Annotated in this window: 24 protein-coding genes; 15 read left to right on the top strand and 9 right to left on the bottom strand. The window is 62.2% G+C overall.

Annotated elements, in window-relative coordinates; genetic code table 11:
• The first annotated feature begins 46 nt into the window (after nt 1-46).
• The 6 genes from sufC to B5526_RS01065 all read left to right on the top strand — a co-directional run bounded on the left by sufC (nt 47) and on the right by B5526_RS01065 (nt 4,823).
• Nucleotides 47-799, top strand: coding sequence for a Fe-S cluster assembly ATPase SufC (gene sufC, locus B5526_RS01090; protein WP_079536212.1), 753 nt, complete (start codon nt 47-49; stop codon nt 797-799).
• Nucleotides 800-818: 19 nt separating this feature from the next.
• On the top strand, nt 819-2,144 hold the full coding sequence (sufD, locus tag B5526_RS01085) for a Fe-S cluster assembly protein SufD (protein WP_079536211.1): 1,326 nt from the start codon (nt 819-821) through the stop codon (nt 2,142-2,144).
• Entirely contained in the window at nt 2,141-3,388 is a 1,248-nt protein-coding gene (locus B5526_RS01080; RefSeq protein ID WP_079536209.1) for a cysteine desulfurase, read from the top strand. The genes sufD and B5526_RS01080 overlap by 4 nt, the downstream gene beginning before the upstream one ends.
• The gene (locus tag B5526_RS01075; RefSeq protein WP_079536207.1) at nt 3,385-3,771 is read left to right on the top strand and encodes an SUF system Fe-S cluster assembly protein; all 387 of its coding nucleotides are present in this window, start codon (nt 3,385-3,387) and stop codon (nt 3,769-3,771) included. Before B5526_RS01080 ends, B5526_RS01075 begins: the two co-directional genes overlap by 4 nt.
• A gap of 59 nt (nt 3,772-3,830) precedes the next feature.
• Complete coding sequence (locus tag B5526_RS01070; RefSeq protein ID WP_079536206.1) at nt 3,831-4,235, top strand: HesB/IscA family protein; 405 nt, start codon at nt 3,831-3,833, stop codon at nt 4,233-4,235.
• A gap of 150 nt (nt 4,236-4,385) precedes the next feature.
• Nucleotides 4,386-4,823 (top strand): TfoX/Sxy family protein, encoded by a 438-nt coding sequence (locus B5526_RS01065; RefSeq protein WP_079536204.1) that lies wholly within the window; start codon nt 4,386-4,388, stop codon nt 4,821-4,823.
• Between the two features lie 103 nt (nt 4,824-4,926).
• Here B5526_RS01065 and B5526_RS01060 read toward each other — a convergent pair whose 3' ends face one another.
• Both B5526_RS01060 and B5526_RS01055 read right to left on the bottom strand, forming a co-directional pair.
• Nucleotides 4,927-5,994, bottom strand: a complete 1,068-nt coding sequence (locus B5526_RS01060; protein ID WP_079536202.1) for a GGDEF domain-containing protein — start codon at nt 5,992-5,994, stop codon at nt 4,927-4,929.
• Nucleotides 5,995-6,139: 145 nt separating this feature from the next.
• The gene (locus B5526_RS01055) at nt 6,140-7,603 is read right to left on the bottom strand and encodes a DEAD/DEAH box helicase (protein ID WP_079536201.1); all 1,464 of its coding nucleotides are present in this window, start codon (nt 7,601-7,603) and stop codon (nt 6,140-6,142) included.
• Between the two features lie 364 nt (nt 7,604-7,967).
• On the opposite strand from B5526_RS01055, the gene B5526_RS01050 reads away from it, so the two are divergent.
• Nucleotides 7,968-9,500: a caspase family protein gene (locus tag B5526_RS01050; protein ID WP_079536199.1), complete on the top strand. Its 1,533-nt coding sequence runs from the start codon at nt 7,968-7,970 to the stop codon at nt 9,498-9,500.
• Here B5526_RS01050 and B5526_RS01045 read toward each other — a convergent pair.
• The 5 genes from B5526_RS01045 to B5526_RS01025 all read right to left on the bottom strand — a co-directional run bounded on the left by B5526_RS01045 (nt 9,490) and on the right by B5526_RS01025 (nt 14,170).
• Nucleotides 9,490-10,260 carry an SDR family NAD(P)-dependent oxidoreductase gene (locus B5526_RS01045; RefSeq protein WP_079536198.1) on the bottom strand — a complete coding sequence of 257 codons (771 nt, stop codon included), beginning with the start codon at nt 10,258-10,260 and terminating at the stop codon, nt 9,490-9,492. The two genes, B5526_RS01050 and B5526_RS01045, sit on opposite strands and share 11 nt — an antisense overlap.
• Before the next feature lie 22 nt (nt 10,261-10,282).
• Nucleotides 10,283-10,468: a hypothetical protein gene (locus B5526_RS01040; protein WP_079544594.1), complete on the bottom strand. Its 186-nt coding sequence runs from the start codon at nt 10,466-10,468 to the stop codon at nt 10,283-10,285.
• A 157-nt stretch (nt 10,469-10,625) separates the two neighbouring features.
• The gene (locus B5526_RS01035) at nt 10,626-11,411 is read right to left on the bottom strand and encodes an outer membrane protein (protein WP_079536196.1); all 786 of its coding nucleotides are present in this window, start codon (nt 11,409-11,411) and stop codon (nt 10,626-10,628) included.
• A gap of 244 nt (nt 11,412-11,655) precedes the next feature.
• Entirely contained in the window at nt 11,656-13,707 is a 2,052-nt protein-coding gene (gene parE, locus B5526_RS01030; protein WP_079536195.1) for a DNA topoisomerase IV subunit B, read from the bottom strand.
• Nucleotides 13,708-13,801: 94 nt separating this feature from the next.
• On the bottom strand, nt 13,802-14,170 hold the full coding sequence (locus B5526_RS01025) for a hypothetical protein (protein ID WP_079536193.1): 369 nt from the start codon (nt 14,168-14,170) through the stop codon (nt 13,802-13,804).
• A 180-nt stretch (nt 14,171-14,350) separates the two neighbouring features.
• Here B5526_RS01025 and B5526_RS01020 point away from each other — a divergent pair, with 180 nt between their 5' ends.
• The 4 genes from B5526_RS01020 (at nt 14,351) to argC (ending at nt 18,050) form a co-directional block, all read left to right on the top strand.
• Nucleotides 14,351-14,881, top strand: a complete 531-nt coding sequence (locus B5526_RS01020; RefSeq protein ID WP_079536192.1) for a DedA family protein — start codon at nt 14,351-14,353, stop codon at nt 14,879-14,881.
• Nucleotides 14,882-15,047: 166 nt separating this feature from the next.
• Nucleotides 15,048-16,037, top strand: a complete 990-nt coding sequence (locus B5526_RS01015) for an MBL fold metallo-hydrolase (RefSeq protein ID WP_079536190.1) — start codon at nt 15,048-15,050, stop codon at nt 16,035-16,037.
• A gap of 340 nt (nt 16,038-16,377) precedes the next feature.
• Nucleotides 16,378-17,046, top strand: a complete 669-nt coding sequence (locus B5526_RS01010) for an FMN-binding negative transcriptional regulator (protein WP_079536188.1) — start codon at nt 16,378-16,380, stop codon at nt 17,044-17,046.
• An 11-nt stretch (nt 17,047-17,057) separates the two neighbouring features.
• Nucleotides 17,058-18,050 (top strand): N-acetyl-gamma-glutamyl-phosphate reductase, encoded by a 993-nt coding sequence (argC, locus tag B5526_RS01005; RefSeq protein ID WP_079536187.1) that lies wholly within the window; start codon nt 17,058-17,060, stop codon nt 18,048-18,050.
• A 106-nt stretch (nt 18,051-18,156) separates the two neighbouring features.
• On the opposite strand, the gene B5526_RS01000 is transcribed toward argC, so the two are convergent.
• Together B5526_RS01000 and B5526_RS00995 are read right to left on the bottom strand one after the other, a co-directional pair.
• On the bottom strand, nt 18,157-18,555 hold the full coding sequence (locus B5526_RS01000) for an MAPEG family protein (protein ID WP_079536185.1): 399 nt from the start codon (nt 18,553-18,555) through the stop codon (nt 18,157-18,159).
• Between the two features lie 76 nt (nt 18,556-18,631).
• Nucleotides 18,632-20,437 carry a PHA/PHB synthase family protein gene (locus tag B5526_RS00995; RefSeq protein WP_079536183.1) on the bottom strand — a complete coding sequence of 602 codons (1,806 nt, stop codon included), beginning with the start codon at nt 20,435-20,437 and terminating at the stop codon, nt 18,632-18,634.
• Nucleotides 20,438-20,751: 314 nt separating this feature from the next.
• On the opposite strand from B5526_RS00995, the gene B5526_RS00990 reads away from it, so the two are divergent.
• From B5526_RS00990 to glpX, 4 genes are all read left to right on the top strand, one after another.
• Nucleotides 20,752-21,075: a hypothetical protein gene (locus tag B5526_RS00990; RefSeq protein WP_079536182.1), complete on the top strand. Its 324-nt coding sequence runs from the start codon at nt 20,752-20,754 to the stop codon at nt 21,073-21,075.
• Between the two features lie 224 nt (nt 21,076-21,299).
• On the top strand, nt 21,300-22,520 hold the full coding sequence (locus tag B5526_RS00985) for an LL-diaminopimelate aminotransferase (RefSeq protein ID WP_079536180.1): 1,221 nt from the start codon (nt 21,300-21,302) through the stop codon (nt 22,518-22,520).
• A 107-nt stretch (nt 22,521-22,627) separates the two neighbouring features.
• Nucleotides 22,628-23,947 (top strand): homoserine dehydrogenase, encoded by a 1,320-nt coding sequence (locus B5526_RS00980; protein ID WP_079536179.1) that lies wholly within the window; start codon nt 22,628-22,630, stop codon nt 23,945-23,947.
• A 79-nt stretch (nt 23,948-24,026) separates the two neighbouring features.
• Nucleotides 24,027-25,025, top strand: coding sequence for a class II fructose-bisphosphatase (gene glpX, locus B5526_RS00975; RefSeq protein WP_079536177.1), 999 nt, complete (start codon nt 24,027-24,029; stop codon nt 25,023-25,025).
• The last annotated feature ends 74 nt before the right edge of the window (nt 25,026-25,099 follow it).

The following is a 25,099-nucleotide window of genomic DNA, read 5'->3' as shown; positions in this document are numbered from 1 at the left end:
ATAGCGGCTAGGCTGCTGCGCAGGGATGACTGAGTTAGGAAAAAGAATGCCATTACTCGAAGTTAGAGATCTGCAGGTTCGTGTCGAGGATCGTGAAATTCTCCACGGGCTTTCGCTCACCGTGAACAAGGGCGAGGTGCACGCGATCATGGGGCCGAACGGTTCCGGCAAATCGACGCTGAGCCATGTCATCGCCGGCAAGCCGGGCTATGAAGTCACCGGCGGCGAGATCCTGTTCAACGGCGAAGACCTGTTGGAGATGTCGCCGGATGAGCGCGCCGCCAAGGGCGTGTTCCTGGCGTTCCAATATCCGGTGGAGATTCCGGGTGTCGCGACCATGACGTTCCTGCGCACCGCGCTGAATGCCCAGCGCAAGGCGCGCGGCGAGAGCGAATTCTCGACGCCGGACTTTTTGAAGAAGGTCCGCGAAGTCGCAGCGAAACTCAACATTCCCCAGGATATGCTGCGGCGTGGCGTCAATGTCGGCTTCTCCGGCGGCGAGAAGAAGCGCAACGAGATTCTGCAGATGGCGCTGTTCGAACCGAGCCTGTGCATCCTCGACGAGATGGATTCCGGCCTCGACATCGACGCGCTGCGGATTGCCGCCGACGGTGTCAACGCGCTGCGCTCGCCCGACCGTGCGTTGGTGGTGATCACGCATTACCAGCGGCTTCTGAACTACATCGTGCCGGACTTCGTGCACGTGATGTCGAAGGGCCGCGTGGTGAAGAGCGGCGACAAGGAACTGGCGCTGGAGCTCGAGGCTTCCGGCTACACGCAGTTCGAAGACGCGGCCTGATGCCAAAACGGAAATTGTCATGAACGTGGTGCTGGCCAAAACCGAGACCGGACGCGCGCTGAGCGACATTTTTGTCATTGCGCGCGACCGTTTGCCGGGCGCCGGAAAGTTCGCCGAGCTCAGGCGGCAGGCGTTCGCGGCCTATGAGCGCGCCGGACTGCCGCACCGGCGGATCGAGGAGTGGAAATACACCGATCTGCGCGTCCTGATGCGCGAGGTGCTGCCGCTTGCGCCCGCACCGGATGCCGCGACGCTCAAGCGCGCAGGCGACGTCTTGAAACTGCACGCCATTGCCGGCGTGCGCCGATTGGTGCTGGTGGACGGCGTATTCGCGCCAAGCCTGTCCGATCTGGCGAAACTCGAAAAGGGTCTCGGCATCCGCACGCTGCGCGAGGTGCTTGAAACTGGCGACGCGGCGCTGCAGGCGCGCCTGTTCGCGCCCGACAACGCCGATGCCATGGTCGCGCTCAATACCGCCATGATGACGGACGGTCTTGTGGTCGAGGTCGCCGACGGCGTCGCGCTGACGCAGCCGCTGCATATCGTCCATATCGCCAGCGCGGCAGCGCCCGCGGCAATGTTCACCCGCTCGCTATTGAACGTCGGCAAGGCTGCGCGTGTGACGCTGGTGGAGAGCTATATCGCGGCCAGCGGCTCGAAGGCCTATCAGGTCCATGACTCAGCCATCGTTTCGATCGGCGATGACGCCCGGCTGGATCATGTGCGCCTGGTCGAAGACGCCCGCGACGCTTTCAACATTTCTTCCGCCGTCGTGACATTGGGGGCGCGGGCGCAGTTCAATACTTTTGGCATGACCAGCGGGTCGAATGTGAGTCGCTATCAGCCGGTGATCGCCTTTGCCGGCGAGGGGTCCCGCGTCGAGGCCAACGGCGTCAAGCTGCTCAATGGCCGCCAGCATGCCGACACTACGCTGCTGCTCGATCACGCGGTGCCGAATTGCGCGAGCCGCGAAATCTTCCGCTCCGTGCTCGACGACCGCGGCCATTCGGTGTTCCAGGGCCGCATCATCGTTCGACCCCATGCGCAAAAGACCGACGCCAAGATGATGACGCGGGCGCTGCTTTTGTCCGACGAGGCGGAAGCCGACAACAAGCCGGAACTGGAAATCTTTGCCGACGACGTCACCTGCGGCCATGGCGCGACCACCGGCGCGCTCGACGAGAGCCTGCTGTTTTACCTGCGCGCGCGCGGCCTTTCCGAGAAGGAAGCGCAGGCGCTCTTGATCCAGGCTTTTGTGGGCGAAGCGATCGAATCAATCGCCAATGACGCCTTGCGCGAACTTGTGATCTCAGCGGCACAGCGTTGGTTGGCGGCACGGGGATGACCATGCATCCGGCAGTCCTGAACGGTTCCTACGACGTCGCCCGGGTGCGGGAGGACTTTCCCGCGCTGTCACTAAAGGTCTATGGCAAGCCGCTGGTCTATCTCGACAACGCAGCGTCGGCGCAAAAGCCGAACGCCGTGCTGGAGCGCATGACGGAGGCCTACAAGACCGAGTACGCCAACGTCCATCGCGGATTGCATTACCTCGCCAATGCGGCGACCGAAGCCTATGAGGGCGGCCGCGCCAAAGTGGCAAAATTCCTCAATGCGCGGCGTAACGAGGAGATCGTCTTCACCCGCAACGCCACCGAGGCGATCAACCTCGTCGCCTACTCCTGGGGTGAGCCCAACATCAAGGCCGGCGACGAGATCGTGGTCTCGATCATGGAGCATCACTCCAACATCGTGCCCTGGCATTTCCTCAGGGAGCGCCACGGCGCCGTCATCAAATGGGTCGACGTCGATGACGAAGGCAATTTCCTGATCGAGGAATTCGAGAAAGCGCTGACGCCGCGGACAAAGCTGGTCGCGATCACGCAGATGTCGAATGCGCTCGGTACCATCGTCCCGGTCAAGGACGTGGTGAAGCTTGCGCACGCCCACGGCATTCCGGTCTTGATCGACGGCAGCCAGGCCGCCGTGCATCTTGCAATCGACGTGCAGGATATCGACGCCGATTTCTATGTGTTCACCGGCCATAAGATGTACGGGCCAACCGGCATCGGTGTGCTCTATGCCAAGCATGAGCACCTCGTCGCCATGCGCCCCTATAACGGCGGCGGCGAAATGATCCGCGAAGTGACAAAGGATTGGGTCACCTATGGTGATCCGCCGCACAAGTTCGAGGCGGGAACGCCGGCGATCGTCGAGGCTGTGGGACTCGGTGCCGCGATCGACTACGTCAATTCGATCGGCAAGGAACGCATCGCGGCACACGAGCATGGCCTTTTGACCTATGCACAAGAGCGCCTTCGCGAAATCAACTCGCTGCGCCTGATCGGGACCGCGCGCGACAAGGGACCGGTGATCTCGTTCGAGATGAAGGGCGCCCATCCCCACGACGTCGCCACCGTCATCGACCGCCAGGGAATCGCGGTACGCGCCGGCACCCATTGCGTGATGCCGCTTTTAGAGCGGTTCAACGTGACGGCGACGTGCCGGGCCTCGTTCGGGATGTATAATACGCGGGAAGAAGTCGACCATCTGGCACAGGCGCTGATCAAGGCGCGGGAAATATTCGCATGAGCGATGCAGTAGAAACCAAGAGTCCCGAAGTCAAAACCGGCAATATGGAAACCAGTTCAGCGTTGCCGCCGGAGGAGAGCGAGCGGCTGGGCGGCGAAATCGTTGCTGCGCTCAAAACCGTGTTCGATCCGGAAATTCCGGCCGACATCTACGAACTCGGCCTGATCTACAAGGTCGACATCAAGGACGACCGCACCGTCGACGTGGTGATGACGCTGACGACGCCGAACTGTCCGGCGGCCGGTGAATTGCCGCAGATGGTGGAGAACGCGGTCGCCAGCGTTCCCGGCGTCGGCGTGGTCAATGTCAATCTGGTCTGGGAGCCGGCATGGTCGCCGGACCGGATGAGCGACGAGGCGCGCCTCGTCCTCAATATGTGGTGAAGCGTTAACGCGTTAGAACGGAAAATGCGCGGCATTGATTTGCCTCCTGGAATGACCACATGACTGACATGACACCCGCTACACCGACGCCCGTATCAAAACCGAAGCCGCGTCCACGCCCGCAGGTGATGAAGCTGACGGACGCGGCCGCGCAGCGGATCACGGAGCTTACAAAACGCGCCGATTCCGAGATCGTGGGCCTTCGGGTCGGGATCAAGAATGGCGGCTGCGCCGGGCAATCCTACACCGTCGAATATGCTCACGAGGTCCGTCCCACTGACGAGGTGGTCGAGGACAAGGGCGTGAAGATCCTGATCGATCCCAAGGCCGTGCTGTTTTTGCTCGGCACCGAGATGGACTACAAGGTCGACAGGATGTCGGCGCAGTTCATCTTCAACAATCCAAACCAGGTCGGCGCCTGCGGCTGCGGCGAGTCGGTGCAGCTGACGGCCGCGAAGGTCTAACTACCGTCGTCCCGGCCTTGAGCCGGGACCCATAACCCCCGTACATTGTTGTTTAAAGAAGCCGGCTAACCCCACAGCGCCAAAACGAGAAGCCGCAGCGTATGGGTCCCGGGCGTTCGCCGGGACGACGTCGTGTTGTGAGCGGACTGCATGGACCGCGATTTCCTGATCGATCTGTTTTCCGATTTCGGCCCGGTGACCATCCGCCGGATGTTTTCCGGCTTCGGTATTTCCGCTGACGGCACCAACTTTGCGCTGGCGCTGCGCAGCGGGCTCTATTTCCGCGCCGATGACGCGACCATTCCGCAGTTCGAGGCGGAAGGATCAAAGCCGTTCCAGTATCAAACCCGCGCCAAAACCGTCACGGTGAACTCCTATTGGGAGCTGCCCGCGCGGCTGTTCGACGATTCCGAAGAACTGGCCGGTTGGGCGAGGGCGGCACTGGCGGCGGCACAGCGCGCGGCGGTGAAGAAGCGTCCGAAGGCGCGCAAGGCGAAGAAGATGGTTACGGGCCAAGCAGTGCCTAAAAAGAAAAAGGCTGCAAAGAAATCCAAGAACAAGGCGCCAGACAAGAGGTCCTCATCCTGAGGAGCGCGCTATTCGCGCGCGTCTCGAAGGATGGCCAGGGCCGAGATCGTGGCCTCATGGTTCGAGACGCGCAAGATGCGCTCCTCACCATGAGGGACATTCATCACGCCACCTGGCTCTGCGTCTCGGCGGCGTATTCCGGATCGGCTTCACAAATCACGCGGTTGCGGCCGTTGCGCTTGGCCGCATAGAGGCAGGCGTCGGCGCGTTCGATCAGGGAATCCGTATCGTCGCCCGGCTTGAGCATGGATACGCCGACCGAGATCGTGACGCGGCCGAGGATTTCGCCGGTTGATTTTTTCTTCAATTCCTTCGACATCACCGCGCGGCGGATATGATCGGCGACCGTCAGCGCCTGGCGCAGCGCGGTGTTCGGCAGTACCACCGCGAATTCCTCGCCGCCATAGCGCGCGGTGATGTCCTGGCCCTTGATGGTCTGTTTCAGCGACATGCCGACCAGCCGCAGCACCTGATCGCCGGTGAGATGGCCGTAACTGTCGTTGAACGACTTGAAATGATCGATGTCGAACATCAGAAGCGAAAGCGGCTCGCCGGTCGCCAGTGCCGTCTGCACCGCCATCTCGATCGAACGGTCGAAATATTTGCGGTTGCCGAGCCCGGTCAGCGGATCGGTCAGGCTTTCGGCCCGGATCGCTTCGAGGCTCTGCTGCAGGTTGCTGATCTCGGTTTTCGACAGCGCCAGCCGTTCCTCGAGCGCTTTGTTGGTCTCGCGCATGTCGCCGGTGGATTTCAGCAGCGCCTCAACGATGACCCTGACCTGGTCGCGGTTCTCGGCGACGGACAATTTCTGCGTCGCGCCGTCAAGGCTGGCCTCGTAGCTGGCCGACATTCCCAGCGCGTCGGAGACCAGCGTCATCACGTCGTCGATTTCGCCGATCACGCGCGCGCCGACCTTGTCGATGCGGTCGGTGGTCTTGATGTGGGAAAGATAGGTTTCGTAGATCTGTTCGAGATCGGCCTCGGTCAACCTGCCGTTGCGCGCCAGCGTCTCGTTGATGATCTTGTTGAGCGGGGTATTGTATCCGGTCGCGTAGACGTACCAGATTTCATAATTGCGGGGGACGGCGGTCTGCCGGAGGGATTTGATCTGGCCAAGCGCGACTTCGGCGAAGGCCATCGTGCGTTCATGTTCGTCGAGCACCTTGACCACCGATCATGTCCCCAAACAGGCATTCTGCCCGCCATAATTGCGGCAATAACTAAAATTATCGCCGCCAAGTTAATTGAGGAGAATGAAGGACCGGTAAATAGTTCCGTCGCATTTCGCAGGTGCGAAATCGCGACGCCCGGAGCGCTTAGATTCGGGCGCGGACCGGCCGCAACAGGAACGCCGGAAGGTGCGAGTGATCGGCGGGTTCTGACGATTCCTGCGAGGGTTGCGGCGCAGGCGTCCGGCCAATCGAGGGCGCGCGCGAGGCTGGCGGAGCTGACGGCGGGGTGAACGCTGCCACCTGCGGCTGCGGGGGCGAATTGCGGTCGCCGCCGGAGCGGCGGGGCTCGCGTTCCCGTCGCGGCTTGCGGCCGCCGCGGGAATGCTCGCGCGATCCTTCCCTTGAACCTTCTCTCGAGCCCTCGCGTTCGCGCGCCGGTCTGCTTTCGCCACTGGGCGGCGCTGCCCGGCTCTCGCCGGACGGGGCGCCGCCGTCCGCGCGGGGAATGGTTTGACCGATCAGCTTTTCGATCGCGGCGATGGATTTGAAATCGAGTGGGGTGACGATAGAGATCGCGGTGCCGGTGCGGCCGGCGCGGCCGGTGCGGCCGATGCGATGAACGTAATCGTCGGCATGATGCGGGACGTCGAAATTGAAGATGTGGCTCACTGCGGGAATATCGAGGCCGCGGGCCGCGACGTCGGAGGCGACCAATAGCGGAATTTCGCCCTTGCGGAATTGATCGAGTGCGGCGGTGCGCGCCGACTGATCCATGTCGCCATGCAGGGCGCCGACGCTGAAACCGTGCTTCTGCAGCGATTTGTACAGTAGCGCGACTTCGCGCTTGCGGTTGCAGAAGATGATCGCGTTCTGCAGGTCCTTGGCGTCGCGCAACAGGCGGCGCAGCGTTTCGCGTTTCTCATGCGGCTCGCGGCCGACGCTGACCTGGAACTGGGATACGCCGGTGGCTGTGGTCGCGGGCCTGGAAACTTCGACTTTTTCGGGATTGTGCAGGAAGGTTTCGGTGATGCGGCGGATTTCGGGGGGCATCGTCGCCGTGAAGAACAGCGTCTGCCGGGTGAATGGAACGAGCTTGCAGATGCGTTCGATGTCGGGAATGAAGCCCATGTCGAGCATGCGGTCGGCTTCGTCGATCACCAGCAGTTCGACGCCGGTGAGCAACAGTCCGCCGCGCTCGGTATGGTCGAGCAGCCGGCCGGGGGTCGCGATCAGCACGTCGACGCCGCGGGTCAATTTACTGTCCTGGTCGCCGAACGAAACGCCGCCGATCAGGAGCGCGACGTTGAGCTTCTGGCCGGCGCCGTATTTGTCGAAATTCTCCTTGACCTGGGCGGCGAGCTCGCGGGTCGGCTCCAGGATCAGGGTGCGGGGCATCCGGGCCCGGGCGCGGCCCTTTTCCAGCATGGTGAGCATGGGCAGGACGAAGGCGGCGGTCTTGCCGGTGCCGGTCTGGGCGATGCCGAGAACGTCGCGGCGGGCCAGAACGTGGGGAATCGCCTGTTCCTGAATGGGGGTAGGGGTGGTGTAACCGGTGGCCGCGACGGCGGCGAGCACCTTTTCGGACAAGCCGAGATGGGAAAAAGACATTGAGCCTCTGTAGAAACCGCCGCTTGGAATCTCGGAAATAACTGTCGCGCTCAACCCCGGAACGGCATGCAAATTTGCACGGGATTTTCGGATACGCAGACAGGCGGCTTATCAAGATATCGCGTTTCGATACCGGGCCGCGTCAAGCCGGAACATAGGGGCGAATTGGCAGAAGTCAATGGAGCAGGCGCGGCAAGCATTGAAAAAGCTTAATGTTTTTGCATCAATGCCCTGCGTTTGCTTCTGGTTGCGCCGCCGACCGGCCATCAAGCCGCCGGGCCGGGGCACTCGGATGAACCGGTGGTGCTGCTTTGCCGACTACGGCATAGAGCGTGCGCGAGAAGCCGCAAGGCAGGGGATTCGGATGAAGAACTGGCTGTCGTTCAGGGCGGCATTGGCGTTAGGCCTTGCAGCGTCGTTGCTGGCGTTCGCTGCGCCCGCGCAGGCCGAAAAGCGCGTTGCGCTGGTGATCGGCAACAACGATTACAAGAACGTTCCGAAGTTGCAGAAGGCGGTCAACGATGCCCGCACCATGGGCAATACGTTAAAGCAGCTCGGCTTCAACGTGATGGTGGCGGAGAACCAGACCCGGCAGGCGTTTTCCGAAACGCTGCTGGCGTTCGACAAGGCGGTTGAGCCCGGCGACACCGCGTTCTTCTTTTATGCCGGCCACGGTTTTGAAATCGCCGGCCAGAATTTTCTCTTGCCGACCGATGTGCCGGCCGCGACCGAAGGCCAGGAAGAATTGGTGCGCGACGCCTCCGTGCTCGCCGACCGCATCATCGAGCGCCTGCAAAACAAGCGGGTGCGCACCGCCATCCTGGTGTTCGATGCCTGCCGCAACAATCCGTTCGAGCGTTCGGGTACCCGCGCGGTCGCCGGCGGCGGTGGGCTCGCGCCGATGACGCAATTGCCGGAAGGGGTGTTCTCGGTGTTTTCAGCGGGACCGCGACAGACCGCGCTCGATCGCCTGTCGAACGCCGACGACAATCCGAATTCAGTGTTCACGCGAACCTTTGCCAAGGAGCTTTTGCAGCCCGGCGAAAACCTCGTGCAGGTCGCCCAGCACACAAGGCGACTGGTCAGCGAGATGGCGGAGACTGTCAACCACAAGCAGATCCCGGTCTATTTCGACCAGATGGTCGATGATGTCTTTCTGAATGGCGCGGCGAAAGGACAGCCTGAAGCCGCAAAGGAACCGGCAAAACCGGCCGCTCCGCCACAGCAGGTCGCAGCATTACCGCCGGTGGCGCCGCTGCGCGTGCCGAAGGACGACAGCGTCAACGCGCCGATCGCGGCCTTCTCCCGTCACAATGGCGGCTGGACCATCACATTCTCGATCGCCGATCCGACGCTCGGGATTTCCTGGCGGATGGGCGATAGCGGTGATTTCCGCGAGACCGGTTTTATCGACACGCTCGATCCGCGCACCCGCAAGCGGATGCCCAATCCGTCGATCGAACTCGCCGGCGACGCGCCGGCGGCGACCATCCAGGTTCGCTACGTCGATGCGTCAGGCGAATTGCAGGGGCCGTTTCCAATAAAGTTCGATCCCGAGGCGGCGCTGATTCACGATCAGCGAAAAATCCTCGATATGACCGCGACCAGCTGGCTGGCGTTTCGGGAGTTCAACGGGCTCCTGCTCTATTACACGCACCTGGTGTCGTACCGCTGTGCGATCCGCGAGGTCCGCATCGGAATAGACTCTGCGGTGCCGGACAAGGTCCTGAAAATGCCGCCCTGCGATCCCCGGGATCCTCTCGAGATTCCCTATGGCGCGCAGCTTTACCTCAAGCTCGCGCCCGCGACGCAGTTCGTGTCGGTGGAATTGACCTATCGCGACGGCAGCGTCTCGGAGATCAAGAGTTTCAGGAAGGCATCGAGCCTCATCCCATGATCGAAAATCCGCCATCGACGGGAATCGCGGTGCCGGTGACGAAGTCCGAGGCGGGTGAGGCGAGAAACACCGCGATGCCGGCGAAATCGGCCGTGACACCCCATCGCGCCGCCGGCGTGCGCGCCAGGACCTTGTCGTGCAGGCCGTCGATCTGCTCGCGGGCGCGTTTGGTCAGATCGGTATCGATCCAGCCCGGCAGCACCGCATTGGCCTGGATGTTGTCGGCGGCCCAGGCGACCGCGCAGGAACGCGTGAACTGCACGATGCCGCCTTTACTCGCCGCGTAAGCCGGCGCGAAACTGGCGCCGAAGATCGACATCATCGAGCCGATATTGATGATCTTGCCGCCGCCCGCTTGCTTCATCGCCGGGTGGACCGCCTGCGAGCATAAAAAGGCGCTGGTCAAGTTGGTCTTCATGACGCTTTCCCATTCCGCGAGTTCGAGCGCGTGCGGGGGTTTGCGGATGTTGATGCCGGCATTGTTGACGAGGATGTCGATCCGGCCGAGTTCGCCCAGCGTCCGCGCGACCATCGCGGCGACGGCGGTTTTGTCGGTGACGTCGGTCGTGACGGATATCGCCCTGGCGCCACCCGCACGGAGCTCAGTGATTGCGGCCATCGACTTCGCTTCGTTGCGTCCAACGATAGCGACGGCGGCGCCGGCCTGCGCCAGTCCCAGCGCCATGCCAAGCCCGATACCGCCATTGCCGCCGGTGACGATGGCTACCTTGCCGGTGAGATCGAAATGCGCAGCTGTCATGGTTGATATCCTTGGGTGAGTACTAGCGCCGGTTCTGCCAGATCAGGACCAGGCCAAAGGCTGCCAGCGCCGCGCCATAGCCGGCCCACTGGACCTGCCTGATCATGAAGCTCGATTGCGGCCAGTTGATTACCCCTAGGCCCTGACCGATCCAGAGCACGCCGATGGCGAGCGCAAGAACGCCAACGATCAGGAGCAATCTGCGCATCGGCATTTTCTCCGTTCGCATGGCCGCCCGGCGATCGCGCCGGCGGCGTCACAGTGGCGTGCTCATTGGTCTGGAGCAAGAGCGCAGGCGGCACTCACCGAGGCACAAAAAAGCCCCGGACGACGCCGGGGCTTTTGAGGCTGAATTTCAGCAGAGATCAGTACTTCGCGACCACCGGTCCAGTCCAGTTGAAGCGATAGACCAGCGAGGTGCTGATGGTTTGCACCCAGGGCTTGAAGGCGATGTCGCGACCGACGAGGGCGTTGGAACCGTCAAACAGCTCGTTGATGTTCTTGCGGCCATAATAGGCGGCACGATATTCGGTCTTCATGAACCAGCCGGGCGCGCTGATACCGAAGATGTTGAGGCTGTTCTCGACACCGCCGCCGACGAACGCGCCGTTGCGGTTAAACGAGTTGGTGTGAAAACCCACCGGAAGGCCACTGAACGCGCCCAGCAGGGTCGTACCCGACCAATGCGAACCGGAGTAACCGCCGTTCACGTAGGAGAGGACATTCGGGGCCACCAGATAGCCGAGCCGCGCACCCGCCGCCCAGGCGTCCTGCATCTTTATAGATGCGGTCACATCTACGAACGGATCCTGAATAGTGCCCTTGAGGCTGCCGAACTCACCGTCCGCCAACAGGCCAAAGACCCAGGGGCCGTTGAATTGCCAATCATAACCCAGACCGACCGTTCCGAACCAGCCGTCGCCGCCTTGACGCTGATTGATGCCGAGCGGCACGCCAGTCCCCGTGACCCGGCTGACCGTATCAGCATCCCAGATGCCGCCGCCGACGCCGCCGAAGATGTAGAATCCGGTCCAGCTTGGCAGGGGTGCAGGCGGAGGCGCCTTGGTGTAGGGGCGGGGCGCAAGGTCAGCGGCGAGAGCTGATCCGGAGAAAGCCGCGATCGCCGCGAGAGCGAGTACCAGTTTTTTCATTTTGAATCCCTCGAGTAAGCGTTCGGACCCGACCGCACTAAATCAGCGCACCTGCACCGAATCCCAAATCCACTTCACGGACTATAGCCGGTCCCGCCCAAAATGCTGTTGCCGGAGGAGCACACACGCCGGAAAACGACGGGCGGATTGGGCTTAAAAAACCATGAATTTGGCCGATATTGCCTTCAAATCCGCGTCCAGCGCCCCGAAACCACCATTGGGGCCCCACCGACCCGGCCACACCCTAGACGTCCAGCAAATCCTCGCTGGCAAATTCCGCCTTGTCGGAGATGAAGGCAAAGCGCGCTTCCGCCTTGGTGCCCATCAGCCGTTCGACCGAATCGGCGGTGCCCTCGCGGTCGTCGGCGAGCAGCACGACGCGGAGCATGGCGCGCTTGGCCGGGTCCATTGTGGTTTCCTTCAACTGCGCCGGCATCATTTCGCCGAGGCCTTTGAAGCGGCCGACATCGACCTTAGCATTGGCGTTGAATTCACTCTTCAACAACGCGTCCTTGTGGGCTTCGTCGCGGGCATAGACCGTCTTGCTGCCGTGGGTGAGGCGGTAGAGCGGCGGCACCGCGAGATAGAGATGGCCCTCATCGATCAGCCGCGGCATCTGGCGATAGAAGAACGTGATCAACAGCGAGGCGATGTGCGCGCCGTCGACGTCGGCGTCGGTCATGATGATGATGCGCGAATAGCGCAAATCCTCTTCGCGATAGTGCGCGCCGGTGCCGCAGCCGATCGCCTGGATCAGGTCGGCGAGCTGGGCGTTGGCGGTGAGCTTGTCCCTGGTCGCGGAGGCGACGTTGAGGATCTTGCCGCGCAACGGCAGGATCGCCTGGGTCTTGCGGTCGCGCGCCTGCTTGGCGCTGCCGCCGGCCGAATCGCCCTCGACGATGAACAGCTCGGAGCCTTCGGCCGCCGTGTTGGTGCAGTCGGCGAGTTTTCCCGGCAGCCGCAGCTTCTTCACGGCGGTCTTGCGCGAGATTTCCTTTTCCGCGCGTCGGCGCAGCCGCTCGTCGGCGCGCTCGATGACAAAATCCAGAAGCTTGTTGGCTTGCAGCGGATTGCCGGACAGCCAGTGGTCGAACGGGTCCTTGACGGCCTGCTCGACGATGCGCTGGGCTTCGGCAGTGGCAAGCCGGTCCTTGGTCTGGCCCTGGAATTCCGGCTCGCGCACGAACACCGAGAGCATCACGGCGGCGCCCACCATGACGTCTTCGGAGACGATGTTGGAGGCGCGCTTGCCCTGGCCGACGCGTTCGGCGTGGTCCTTCAGGCCGCGCAAGAGCGCGCTGCGCATACCGGATTCATGGGTGCCGCCGTCCGGCGTCGGCACGGTGTTGCAATAGGAGGACAGGAAGCCGTCGGCGTCCGCGGTCCACGCCACCGCCCATTCGCAGGCGCCGTGGGCGCCGTTGCGGCCACTTTTTCCGGCGAAGATATCCGGATGCACGAGCGTGTCGGCATGGATCGCGGCGGCGAGATAATCCTTCAAGCCTCCCGGGAAGTGAAAGCTGTCCTCGGCCGGGACATCCTCGATGCCCTTGAGCAAGGAAGGATCGCAGCGCCAGCGGATTTCGACGCCGCCGAACAGATAGGCTTTCGAGCGCGTCATCTTGAACAGCCGCTGCGGCTTGAACGAAGCCTTGGCGCCGAAAATGTCGCTGTCCGGTCGAAAGCGGATCTTGGTGCCGCGGCGGTTGTTGATCTTGCCGAGGTCTTCGAGCTTGCCCTTGGGATGGCCGCGCTCGAACGCCATGCGGTAGAGCTTTTGGCCGCGCGCGACTTCGACCTCGAGCCGCGAGGACAGCGCGTTAACGACCGACACGCCGACGCCGTGCAGGCCGCCCGAGGTCTCGTAGACCTTGGAGTCGAATTTGCCGCCGGAATGCAGCGTGCACATGATGACTTCGAGCGCGGATTTTTTCGGGAATTTTGGATGCGGGTCGACCGGAATGCCGCGGCCGTTGTCGGTGACGGTCAAAAATCCGTCGGCGGAGACTTCCACTTCGATGAAGGTGGCGTGTCCGGCCAGCGCCTCGTCCATGGCGTTGTCGATCACTTCCGCAAACAGATGATGCAGCGCCTTTTCGTCGGTGCCGCCGATATACATGCCGGGCCGGCGCCGCACCGGCTCAAGGCCTTCGAGCACCTCGATGTCGCGCGCGGTGTAGCCGGCTTCGGCGCTGGTGGCGCGCGCGGCGACCTTCAGCGCAGCCCGCCCCTTCGGCGCAGTGGTTCCGAACAGGTCATCTGTTGCTTTGGCTTTGGATTTCAATGGTTTAGGCATACATTCTCATGTGTTGCGTGCACTGGAGTGCCGCGAATCGGTTTCCCTGACTATGCCACGGATAGGCTTAAAAAGTGACGGCGGCGTCGTCGTCTTATGCCTGCGCGGACCGGAACACGATGACGGCAAATAGCGCCATCGCCGCGGTCACGACCAGCGATCCTACGATCGTCGTGGCGATAAAGGATGGCCCTCTTAAAATAACAAGCGCGACGCCGACCGGAAACAGGATCGCGCCGAGAATATGGAGCCAGCCTTGCACTTTTGCCAGCGTCGTAGTTCCTGCGGCCGGAACCACTCGGTAGTAAAGGCCGAACAGGAATAGCAGTACACCGCCGACCAGGTTGAGATGCGCATGCGCGGGCGCCAGCGCGAAATCCTCCCGGATGCCCATAAAGATTCCGGCCAGCATCCCCAGCAGCAGGATCACCGAGCCCACACCCATCATCAGCGATCCGATCATCCACTTCTCTCCTGTTCTGGTGATTGAAAGCCGGTTGGGCTGAGCCTGCGCTCACGCACCATCCCCGCCTTTGTGACTTGATGTCACGGAAGCGGCTGGCTTACCTGTTGTCGGGAATCGAACTTATAACAACTTCAATGACCCAAAACGGGGCAATCGCCAAGGAAGGGCAATTCGAGAATGGAAGATTATGCGCGCGCCCTGGCCGAATTCGTGCGCGAGCATCAGGCCTGGGCCGCACCGATCGTGCTGGTACTGGCGTTCGGGGAATCGCTTGCCTTCATCTCGCTTCTGATCCCGGCCTGGGGGGCGCTGGTGGCGATCGGCGCGCTGATCGGCGCCAGCGGCATGTCGTTCTGGCCGGTCTGGATCGCCGGCGGGATCGGGGCTGCACTCGGCGATTGGGTCTCCTACTGGTTCGGCTACCGCTACAAGGAACACGTCGCGCAGATGTGGCCATTGTCGCGTTACCCCGAGATTTTGCCGCGCGGCGAGGCCTTTGTGAAAAAAATGGGCGTACCGAGCATTTTCATCGGGCGATTTTTCGGGCCGTTGCGGGCCTCGGTGCCGCTGGCGGCCGGGATATTCGAGATGCCGTATTGGAGCTTCCAATTGGCCAATTGGGTATCGGCCTTTGTCTGGTCGGCGGCGCTGCTATTGTTCGGCGACGTCATCGGGCAGATCGCCGAATGGTTGTGGCGCACGGTTTGAAGCCGGAAATAAGCCGGGGGAGCGGGGGTTAACCGGCTCAGATACCGTCGGTTGCGATCGCGTCCTTTGTCGCGCCGGAGCAAATCGCCGGTCAAGCTCGCCGCGACGAAAGCCACAAAGCGGCAAATCCGCACCAAAGTCACGTCTCAACAAGAGGACATCAGCCATGGAACTGACACGACGTCACGCACTTGCCGGAGCCACGGCGATCGCGGCCACGCCGCTACTACCCTCCGCGCCCGCGAAGGCGGCTGCGCCCGTGGCGGACAAACAGGCGCCGAGTTTCTATCGATACAAGGTCGGCGACATCCAGGTCACCGTGGTTGCTGATGGCAAATTTACCTTCCCGCTGGAGGAAAACTTCGTCACCAACGCGAAGAAGCAAGAAGTCAACGCCGCGCTGGAGAAGGCATTCCTGCCGCGGGACGTGTTCACGATCTACTTCGCGCCGCTGGTGATCAATACCGGCGGCAAGCTGGTCGTGGTCGATACCGGCCTTGGCCCGGCTTCGAACGTCAACAGCAAGGGCGCCAACGGGCAGTTCGCCGCCAACTTGGTCGCCGCGGGCTTCGATCCCAAGGCGGTCGACATGGTGGTGATTTCGCACTTCCATCCCGACCACGTCAACGGCCTGCTGGCGGCCGACGGCGCGCCGGCGTTTCCGAACGCCGAAGTGCTGGTGCCTGCGACCGAGTGGAAGTTCTGGATGGACGATGGCGAGATGAGCCGTGCGCCGGCGGGGCGCATGCAGGGCCTGTTCAAGAGCAATCGCGCAACCTTCGATGCCGGCCTGAAGCGGAAAGTCACGCCCTATGAGTGGGGCAAGGAGGTCGCCCCCGGCCTGCTCGCGGTGGAGACCATCGGTCATACGCCGGGGCACACGTCCTACGTGCTATCGTCCGGCGCGGGCAAGGTGTTCATCCAGTCGGATGTCACCAATAATCCTTGCCTGTTCGCGCCCCATCCGGGCTGGCATGGCTTCTTCGACCAGGACGCGGATATCGCGGAAAAGACCCGCCGCCGGATCTACGACATGGTGGTTGCCGAGAAGCTGCAAGTACAGGGCTTCCACTATCCGTTCCCCGGGCTTGGCAATATCGAAAAGGATGGCAGCGGCTACCGGGTGATACCTGCGCCGTGGAATCCGACGATCTAACTTATTCGTCATTCCGGGGCGCGCGTTAGCGCGAACCCGGAAATCCAGAAGTTGTAGCGCGAGATTCCCCGATGTGCGATTGCACATCTGAGGTTTGGTCCTCCGGACCATCCCGGAATGACGGCGCTGCGTCTTGACGCCAGCCGGGCGCGGCCTTATAGCCGCGCCCATGATCGACGCCGCGACCATCCTCATCGCCCGCCGCCGCCGCACCTTCGCGGTATGGGCGGACGTTTGCGTCTAAGATCGTCGCCTCTGCCGCCGGATCCACTCCGCGGCTTCTTCCTTGCATAAAACGCGGTTTGATCTGGCGGCTCCTACGTCAAAGCAGGAGTTTGGAATGTATACGCCTCCCTTGTTCAAGACCGATCGCGCCGCAGCGCTTGCGTTCGCGGAAGCGCGCGGATTCGGCACGGTCTGCGCATGGGACGGCGCAAGGCCGATCGCATCGTCGCTGCCGTTTTATCTCAGCTATGCCGACGACGGCACGCCGCGCGCCGCGTTTCACGTCGCGCGCAACAATCCGCTTCTGAAACTTGCGGACGGCAAAACGCCCTGGCTGATGGCGGTGAACGGCGCCGATGCCTATCTTTCGCCCGACTGGTACGTGTCGCCGGATCAGGTGCCGACCTGGCTTTATCAGGCCGTGCATCTTACCGGCACGGTGCGGACCTTGTCCGATGCCGAGCTCGGTCCGCATCTCGACGCGCTCAGCGCCAAGTTCGAAAGCCGGCTGGCACCGAAACCGCCCTGGACGACGGCGAAAATGACGGCCGGACGTCTGGACGCCATGAAGAAAGCGATCGTGGGCCTGATGATGTCGGTCGACGAGGTCGAAGGCAGCTTCAAGCTGGCCCAGCAAAAATCCGACGCGGATTTTATGGGGGCCGCTAATGCATTGGCGCAGCAGCCGCAGGCTGCGGCGCAGGTTATTTCGGGCGAAATGCGTGCGCTGCGTCCGCAGTTGGACTACAAATCATCTACGCCTGTCAGTGCATCCGCGGATTGAAGGAACACGCCATGACCCTCTCCGACACCAAGCAGCCGAAAGGCCAGCCCCTGACTGCCAGCGCCTCCGCGCGGCCCACCGTGTTCGTTGATGGTGCCGCTGGAACGACCGGCCTCGGCATTCGCGAGCGCCTTGGCCTGCAGAGCGACGTCGTGCTTAAGAGCATTGCCGAGGAAAAGCGCAAGGATGCGCAGGCAAAGCGGGCGTTGCTGGAGGAAGTCGACCTTGTCATCCTTTGCTTGCCGGATGAAGCCGCGCGAGAGACGGTTGCGCTGATTGACAGCATGGGAGCTGCGGCACCCAAGGTACTGGACGCATCGACGGCCTTTCGGGTCGCCAGCGGCTGGACCTATGGTTTTCCGGAACTCGCGCCGGATCAGGCAGACAAGATACGGGCGGCGCGGAAAGTCTCAAACCCAGGCTGCTATCCGACAGGCGCGGTGGCGCTGCTGCGGCCGCTCGTGGATGCCGGCCTGGTGCCAGCGGACTACCCCATCACCATCAATGCGGTGAGTGGTTATTCGGGCGGCGGCAAGTCCATGATCGAAAGTTTCGAAGAAGGCACAGCGCCGGCCTTCGAACTCTATGGCCTCGCCTTCGAGCACAAGCATTTGCCCGAGACGCAGCTGTACTCAAATCTCGCGCGCCGGCCGATCTTTGTTCCGTCGGTCGGCAACTTCCGGCAGGGCATGCTGGTGTCGGTGCCTTTGCATCTCGACACCCTTCCGGGCAAGCCTGATGGTGCCGACCTCCACGCCGCGTTGGCGAAGCGCTACGCTGGAAGCACCTACGTCTCGGTCATGCCGCTCGATGACGCGGCTACAAAGAGCGGGCGCATCGAGCCCGAGGCGCTCAACGAGACCAACATGCTTGAGCTCTATGTTTTTGCGAGCCACAAATATCCTCAGGCGGTTCTTGTCGCGCGTCTCGACAATTTGGGTAAGGGCGCCTCAGGTGCTGCGGTACAGAACATGCGGCTGATGCTGGGCTTTGCCGATACATAAAGCGGTGGCCGGCACTTTCGGCCCCATCGGAGTGGCCCTCACGAACGCAAAGAAAAACCTCGGTAAAACCGGGGTTTTTCAATCCCGCCTTAACGAGTAGGCAAGTTCAAACCACCTTGAAAATCGCCAACGCCAGCACGGCTTGCGCCAGGAAGCCGACGGTGAAGGCGAGCGTGCGGAACACCGGCAGGCCCATGGTGTAGACGATCAGATGGGCGAGCCGGGACCAGAAATACACTGCGCAGGCGTACACGGTCCATTTGGTGGAATAGTCGATCTGGGCGAGGATCAGCACCAGGGGAGCGAAGATGATAAGGTTCTCGACCGCGTTGTCATGCGCGAACATCAGCCTTGTTGCCCATTCCGCATGCGGCTTGTCGCCGCGCGAGGGATTGGCCATCGCGCCGGCGAGGCCGCGGACCTGACTGCGATTGAGGATATAGGGGATCCACAAAAGCCCCGTCATAATGACTGTCAGCGTCAGCCAGAACAATTCGCGCGTCATCGGTTTCCCCTCGGTTCAAAGTTTAGAATCTCGTCCCGGCGGGGACGGCCGATTATATTCAAACATATCTCAAGCGCTACGCGCGGACCCGCACATAGCTGCCGGGCGCATCCTCGATCGGGGTCAACGTATCGGTGCCGACCGCGCGCGCCGGGACTTGTTCGGCGTCGATCGTTTCCAGCCATTCGCGCCAGTGCGGCCACCACGAGCCCTTGTGCTCCTGCGCGCCCTTGAGCCAGTCTGACAGCGTGACGTCCCTGATGTTGTCGTTGGTCCAGAACTGGTACTTGCCCGAGGATGGCGGGTTGACGACGCCCGCAATGTGTCCGGAGCCCGACAGCACGTATTTCACCGGACCGCCGAAAAACTGCGAGCCGTAGAGCACGGAATCGGCCGGCGCGATGTGGTCCTCGCGCGTCGCCAGATTGTAGACCGGCACCTTCACCTTCGACAGATCGAGCAGCGTGTTGTCCAGCACCATGCTGCCGGCCGACAGCCGGTTCTCCAGATAGCAGTTGCGCAGATAATAGGAATGGTTCGCGGCCGGCATCCGCGTCGCGTCCGAATTCCAGTGCAATAGATCGAACGACGACGGCGGCTGTCCCTTCAGGTAGTTGCTCACCACATAGGACCAGATCAGGTCGTTGGAGCGCAGCATGTTGAAGGCCATCGCCATCTTGCTGCCTTCGAGCACGCCGGCTTCCTGCATGTCGCGTTCGAGCGCCGAGATCTGGTCTTCGTCGACGAACACCAGGAGGTCGCCGGCATGGGTGAAATCGACCTGCGCGGCGAGGAAAGTCGCCGACGTCGCGCGCACGCGGCGCTTTTCCGCAAGCCAGGCCAGCGTGGTGGCGAGCAGCGTGCCGCCGACGCAATAGCCCATGGTGTGGACTTTCATCTCGCCGGTGGCCCGCTCGATCGCATCCATTGCGGTGAGCGGGCCTTGCTTCATGTAGTCTTCCCAGGTCTTGGCCCCGAGGCGCTTGTCCGGATTGACCCAGGAGATCACGAACACCGTGATCCCCTGATCGACGCACCATTTGATGAAGGATTTTTCCGGCTTGAGATCGAGGATGTAGAATTTGTTGATCCAGGGCGGCACGATCAGCAGCGGCGTGCGCAGCACGCTTTCCGTCGCCGGCTCGTATTGGATCAGCTGCATCAATTCATTCTGGTAGATCACCTTGCCCGGCGTCGTCGCCATGTTGACGCCGACTGCGAGGTTGGAAGGATCGGACTGCCGGATGCGCAGCGTGCCGTGTCCAGCCTCGATATCCTCCGCCAGCATCTTCATGCCGCGAACGAGATTGTCGCCGTTGGAGGAAAGCGTCTCGCGCAGGACTTCCGGATTGGTCAGAACGAAATTCGACGGCGCCAGCGCGTTGCTGATCTGCTGGACGTAGAACTCGGCCTTCTTGCGGGTATGCGGGTCGACGCCTTCGGCGTTGTGCACCAATTCCTGCGCCCATTGCGTCGTCAAGAGATAGAGCTGCATCACGAAATCGAAAAACTGGTTCGATTTCCATTCGGGATCGGCAAATCGCTTGTCGCGCGGCGACGGCGCGGTCGCCGGCGGCGCGTCTTCGCCGGCAAGCCTTCGCACCGAAGAGCCCCACAAATCGAGATAGGCCTTGGCGATCTTCTTCTGCAGATCCGACGAGCGGTCAGGATCCGACAGCCAATATTCCGCCACCGAAGTGAAGGTCTTGATCACCTCGGCGAGTTCGCTCGGCGGCTTGTCTTTGATTTCGCCATTCTCGCGCGGTTTAAGATAGGCGGCGAGGGCCTGGCCGCTCGTCTCCATGGCCCGTGCGAGGTTCATCGCAAAGGCTTCGGGATCGAACTTTTTCGCCACCTTGGCTTCGGTCGTAACTTCACTCATGTCGCAACACTATAGGTTCATTTCCGGTTCGTCACCGCGTTAGGATCGATGGCGGCGCCTTCGAGGTTAATCTTGGGAAATCAGCGTGTTGCACTGCGGCAAAAACATCTTGGTTCCGACATATTGAAGCCTCAACGGTCCGCTTTGTTGTTTGGGCTTTAATCGTTTCGGGCGACAATGGTTTGAACGATGCGGCGGAATTTGAGGGACTAACGTTTTCGCCATGGCAGGGCTTGTACTGTTGACGGCAATGCAAACGTTGCAAAGGCTCGCGTTGCAAGGCTCGTACCAGCGAAGTGGGGACTTCGGGACGGATGTCGGTGGATCGAAAAAGATGGGCGTTGGCGGCCAGTGTGCTGCTGCTGTCGGCGCTTGCGCTCGGCGGCTGCTCGACCTCGATCGCGGATATGCCGATCTTCGGCACGCCGGCCGATGCGCCCGAGCGGGCGAAAGATTCTAGCACCTATCTCCCGGTTCATGATCTGCCGCCGGATCGCGAGGAGCCCGAACTCGCGCCGGCGGAGCGGGCCAAGATCCAGGCCGAACTGGTCGCCGCGAGGGACCACCAGGCCTCCGCGGCTGCCGGCAAAGATACGGCCGCCAAAGACACCGCTGCCAAAGATACCGCCGCGAAGTGAACCGACGAACGCTGGTTCGGCGGCTCAAGGACACTGGCGCAACCGGGCGTCCGTGGTAAAAGAACCCCAATTCAACCGCAAATTAAGGGCGAGGACACTTAAGTTGGCGCCTGAATTCGCCCTAAATCCTTGATTTGGCGCGATTTTTGGACGAAGCCATATTCCGCTTCATAAGCCGCATGGTGTCGGCGATTCCACCCTTATTGGTTGCCGGAGCAAGGTCCATGGAAGATTTCTACCGCATCCGCCGCCTGCCGCCCTACGTGTTCGAGCAGGTCAATCGGGCCAAGGCGGCGGCGCGGAATGCCGGAGCCGACATCATCGACCTCGGCATGGGCAATCCGGACCTCTCGACGCCGCCGCATGTGATCGAGAAACTGAAGGAGACCCTGGGCAAGCCGCGGACCGACCGCTACTCGGCCTCGCGCGGCATTACCGGGCTGCGCAAGGCGCAGGCGGCCTATTACGCCCGGCGCTTTGGCGTGAAGCTCAATCCGGAAACCCAGATTGTCGCGACCCTCGGCTCAAAGGAAGGCTTTGCCAATGTGGCCCAGGCGATCACCGCGCCGGGCGACGTCGTGCTGTGTCCCAATCCGAGCTATCCGATCCATGCCTTCGGGTTCCTGATGGCGGGCGGGGTGATCCGCTCGGTGCCGTCGGAGCCGACGCCGCAATTTTTCGAGGCGGTCGAGCGCGCCATCGTCCATTCGATCCCAAAACCACTGGCGATCGTGGTCTGTTATCCCTCCAATCCGACCGCCTATGTCGCTGATCTCGATTTCTACCGCGACCTCGTCGCGTTCGCGAAGAAGCATGAGATCTTCATCCTGTCGGATCTCGCCTACGCCGAAGTCTATTTCGACGACAACAACCCGCCGCCTTCGGTATTGCAGATTCCCGGCGCGATCGACGTGACGGTCGAATTCACCTCGATGTCGAAGACGTTTTCGATGGCCGGCTGGCGCATGGGATTTGCCGTCGGCAACGACCGCATCATCGCAGCATTGGCACGGGTGAAATCCTATCTCGATTACGGCGCGTTCACGCCCATTCAAGTCGCCGCGACCGCGGCGCTGAACGGTCCGGACGATTGCATTCGCGAGATGCGCGATACCTATCGCAAACGCCGCGATGCGCTGGTGGAATCATTTGGCCGGGCAGGGTGGGAGATTCCACCGCCGGAAGCCTCGATGTTCGCGTGGGCGCCGTTGCCGAAGGCGTTCCGCGATGTCGGCAGCATGCAGTTCGCAACGCTGATGGTGGAGAAATCCGGCGTCGTGGTTTCGCCGGGCGTCGCCTTCGGCGAGCATGGCGAGGGTTTTGTGCGCATCGCCATGGTGGAAAACGAGCAACGTATCCGCCAAGCCGCCCGCGGCGTGCGCCGCTTCCTTGAAAGCGGCATCGAAACGTTGCACAACGTGGTTCCTCTCGCCAACCGGCGGTAGGCATGATCCCGAAAAGCATGTCCTCGGGCTTGACCCGAGGATGGAGAAGGTTTTCGGATCAGATCATGCCTATTTAGCATCAAGTCCTCCGGCAGGTTTTACTTTTTATGGTCGCACCCCTAAGAGTGGGTATTGCGGGGCTCGGCACCGTGGGCGCCGAAGTCGTTCGCCTTATCGAGCAGCAGGGGCGGACATTGTCCGCGCGCAGCGGACGGGGCGTGCGCGTCGTCGCCGTCACCGCGCGTTCGAAGGTAAAAAAACGCGGCCTCGATCTGCGCGGCATCGACTGGGCCAAGAACCCGTTGGCGTTGGCCAATGATCCCGGCATCGATTGCTTTGTTGAATTGATGGGCGGCTCCGGCGAGCCCGCGCTGTCGGCAATCGAGGCGGCGCTGAAATCCGGCAAATCTGTGGTCACCGCCAACAAGGCGCTGATCGCCAAGCACGGATTGCGGCTCGCGAAGGCCGCCGAGAAACACGGCGGCGCGCTCAATTTCGAGGCGGCCGTCGGCGCCGCGATCCCGGTTGTCAAAACGTTGCGCGAAGGTCTCACCGGGACCGATGTCAATCGTGTCTACGGAATCCTCAACGGCACCTGCAACTACATCCTGACGCGGATGGAACAGGAAGGCTTGTCGTTCGCAGAATGTCTTAAGGACGCGCAGCGGCTCGGTTATGCCGAGGCCAACCCGTCATTCGACGTCGACGGCCATGACACCGCCCAGAAACTAGCCATTCTGGCGAGCCTTGCTTTCGGCACCAAAGTTGCACAGAGCGCCGTTTATGTGGAAGGCATTTCCTCGATCACACCGGAAGATTTGCGCGCCGCCGAACAGCTCGGCTATCGCGTCAAATTGCTCGGGGTTGCGGTCCGCACAGTGAAGGGCATAGAGCAGCGCGTGCATCCGACTATGGTGCCCAAATCATCCTCGATCGCCCAAGTGATGGGCGTCACCAATGCGGTGACCATCGATGGCGCGGGGATACCGCCGATAACCCTGGTGGGTCCCGGTGCCGGCGGCGCGGCGACAGCATCGGCCGTGGTTGCCGATATCGCCGACGTCGCGCGTGGCATCCGCGCCAAGCCGTTCGGACGGCCGGTGGAACGCTTGCGCGCCACCAAAAAGGCGCCAATGGAGCGCCATGAAGGCGGCTACTATATCCGCTTGATGGCGCGCGATCTCGCCGGCACCGCCGCTGCGATCGCAACCCGGCTCGCGCAACAGAAAATATCCATCGAATCGATCGTGCAGCGTCATGCCGACGGTGTCGACGCCAATGGCGCGGCGCGGAAGGCCTCTCCGGTGCCGGTCATTCTGATTACCTATGCGACCAGTGAGGACGCGGTCTACCGCGCGCTGCAGGCGGTGCAGCGCGACAAGGTGATCTCCGGCCGGCCGCAGGTGATACGGATCGAAAAAAACTAGCGCAAGCTCCGAACGGAGGTTGCGCGAAACCGTTGGTTGCGGGTCAAGGAACCCGCGGTGAAGTTTAAGGAGCTTTGCGATGTCGACCCATATTTCCGTTCCGCCGCAGCTATTGCTGGAGCGCATCCTGACGCTCGAAATCGTGCGGGTGACGGAGCGCGCCGCGGTGTCGGCGGCGCGGCTGCGCGGCCACGGCAACGAAAAAGCGGCCGACCAGGCCGCCGTTGACGCGATGCGCCGCGAGCTCAACAAGCTGCCGATACAGGGCACGGTGGTGATCGGCGAGGGCGAGCGCGACGAGGCGCCGATGCTGTTCATCGGCGAGAAGGTCGGCATGAACACCGGACCGGAAGTCGATATCGCCGTCGATCCGCTCGAAGGCACGACGCTGTGCGCCAAGAACATGCCGGGCTCGATCGCGACCATGGCGATGGCCGATGGCGGCACGCTGTTGCATGCGCCCGACGTCTACATGCAGAAGATCGCGGTCGGCCCGGGCTACGCCAAAGGCGTTGTCGAGCTTGACGCCTCGCCGGCCGACAATGTTCGCCGCCTCGCCAAGGCAAAAGGCGTTGATCCTTCGGCGATCACCGTATTGGTGCTCGATCGCCCGCGCCACTCCGACATCATCAACGGCGTGCGCGGCACCGGCGCGGCGGTGCGCCTCATCACCGACGGCGATGTCGCCGGCGTCATCCACTGCGCCGATCCTGAGAATACCGGGGTCGACATGTATATCGGCACCGGCGGCGCGCCCGAAGGCGTGCTGGCGGCGGTGGCGCTGCGTTGCATCGGCGGCCAGATGCAGTGCAGGCTGATCCTCGACACCGAGGAGAAACGCGAGCGCGCCGCCAAGATGGGCGTCAACGATCCGCGCATGATCTACGGTATCGAGGACATGGCGCGCGGCGACTGCCTGTTCGCCGCAACCGGCGTCACCACCGGTTCGCTGCTCTCGGGCGTGAAATTCCGCAAGGACGTCATCGAGACCGAGACCGTGGTGATGCGCTCCGTCACCGGCACGGTGCGCTACATCAAGGGCGAGCACCGCCAGTTGGAGAAATTCCACCTCGACTAACACCGTCATTCCGGGGCGCGCGAAACGCGAACCCGGAATCTCGAGATTCCGGGTTCGACGCTGCGCATCGCCCC

The sequence above is a fragment of the Bradyrhizobium lablabi genome (genome assembly GCF_900141755.1).
GTDB lineage: Bacteria > Pseudomonadota > Alphaproteobacteria > Rhizobiales > Xanthobacteraceae > Bradyrhizobium > Bradyrhizobium lablabi_A.
This window is presented reverse-complemented; position numbering and strand designations above follow the sequence as displayed.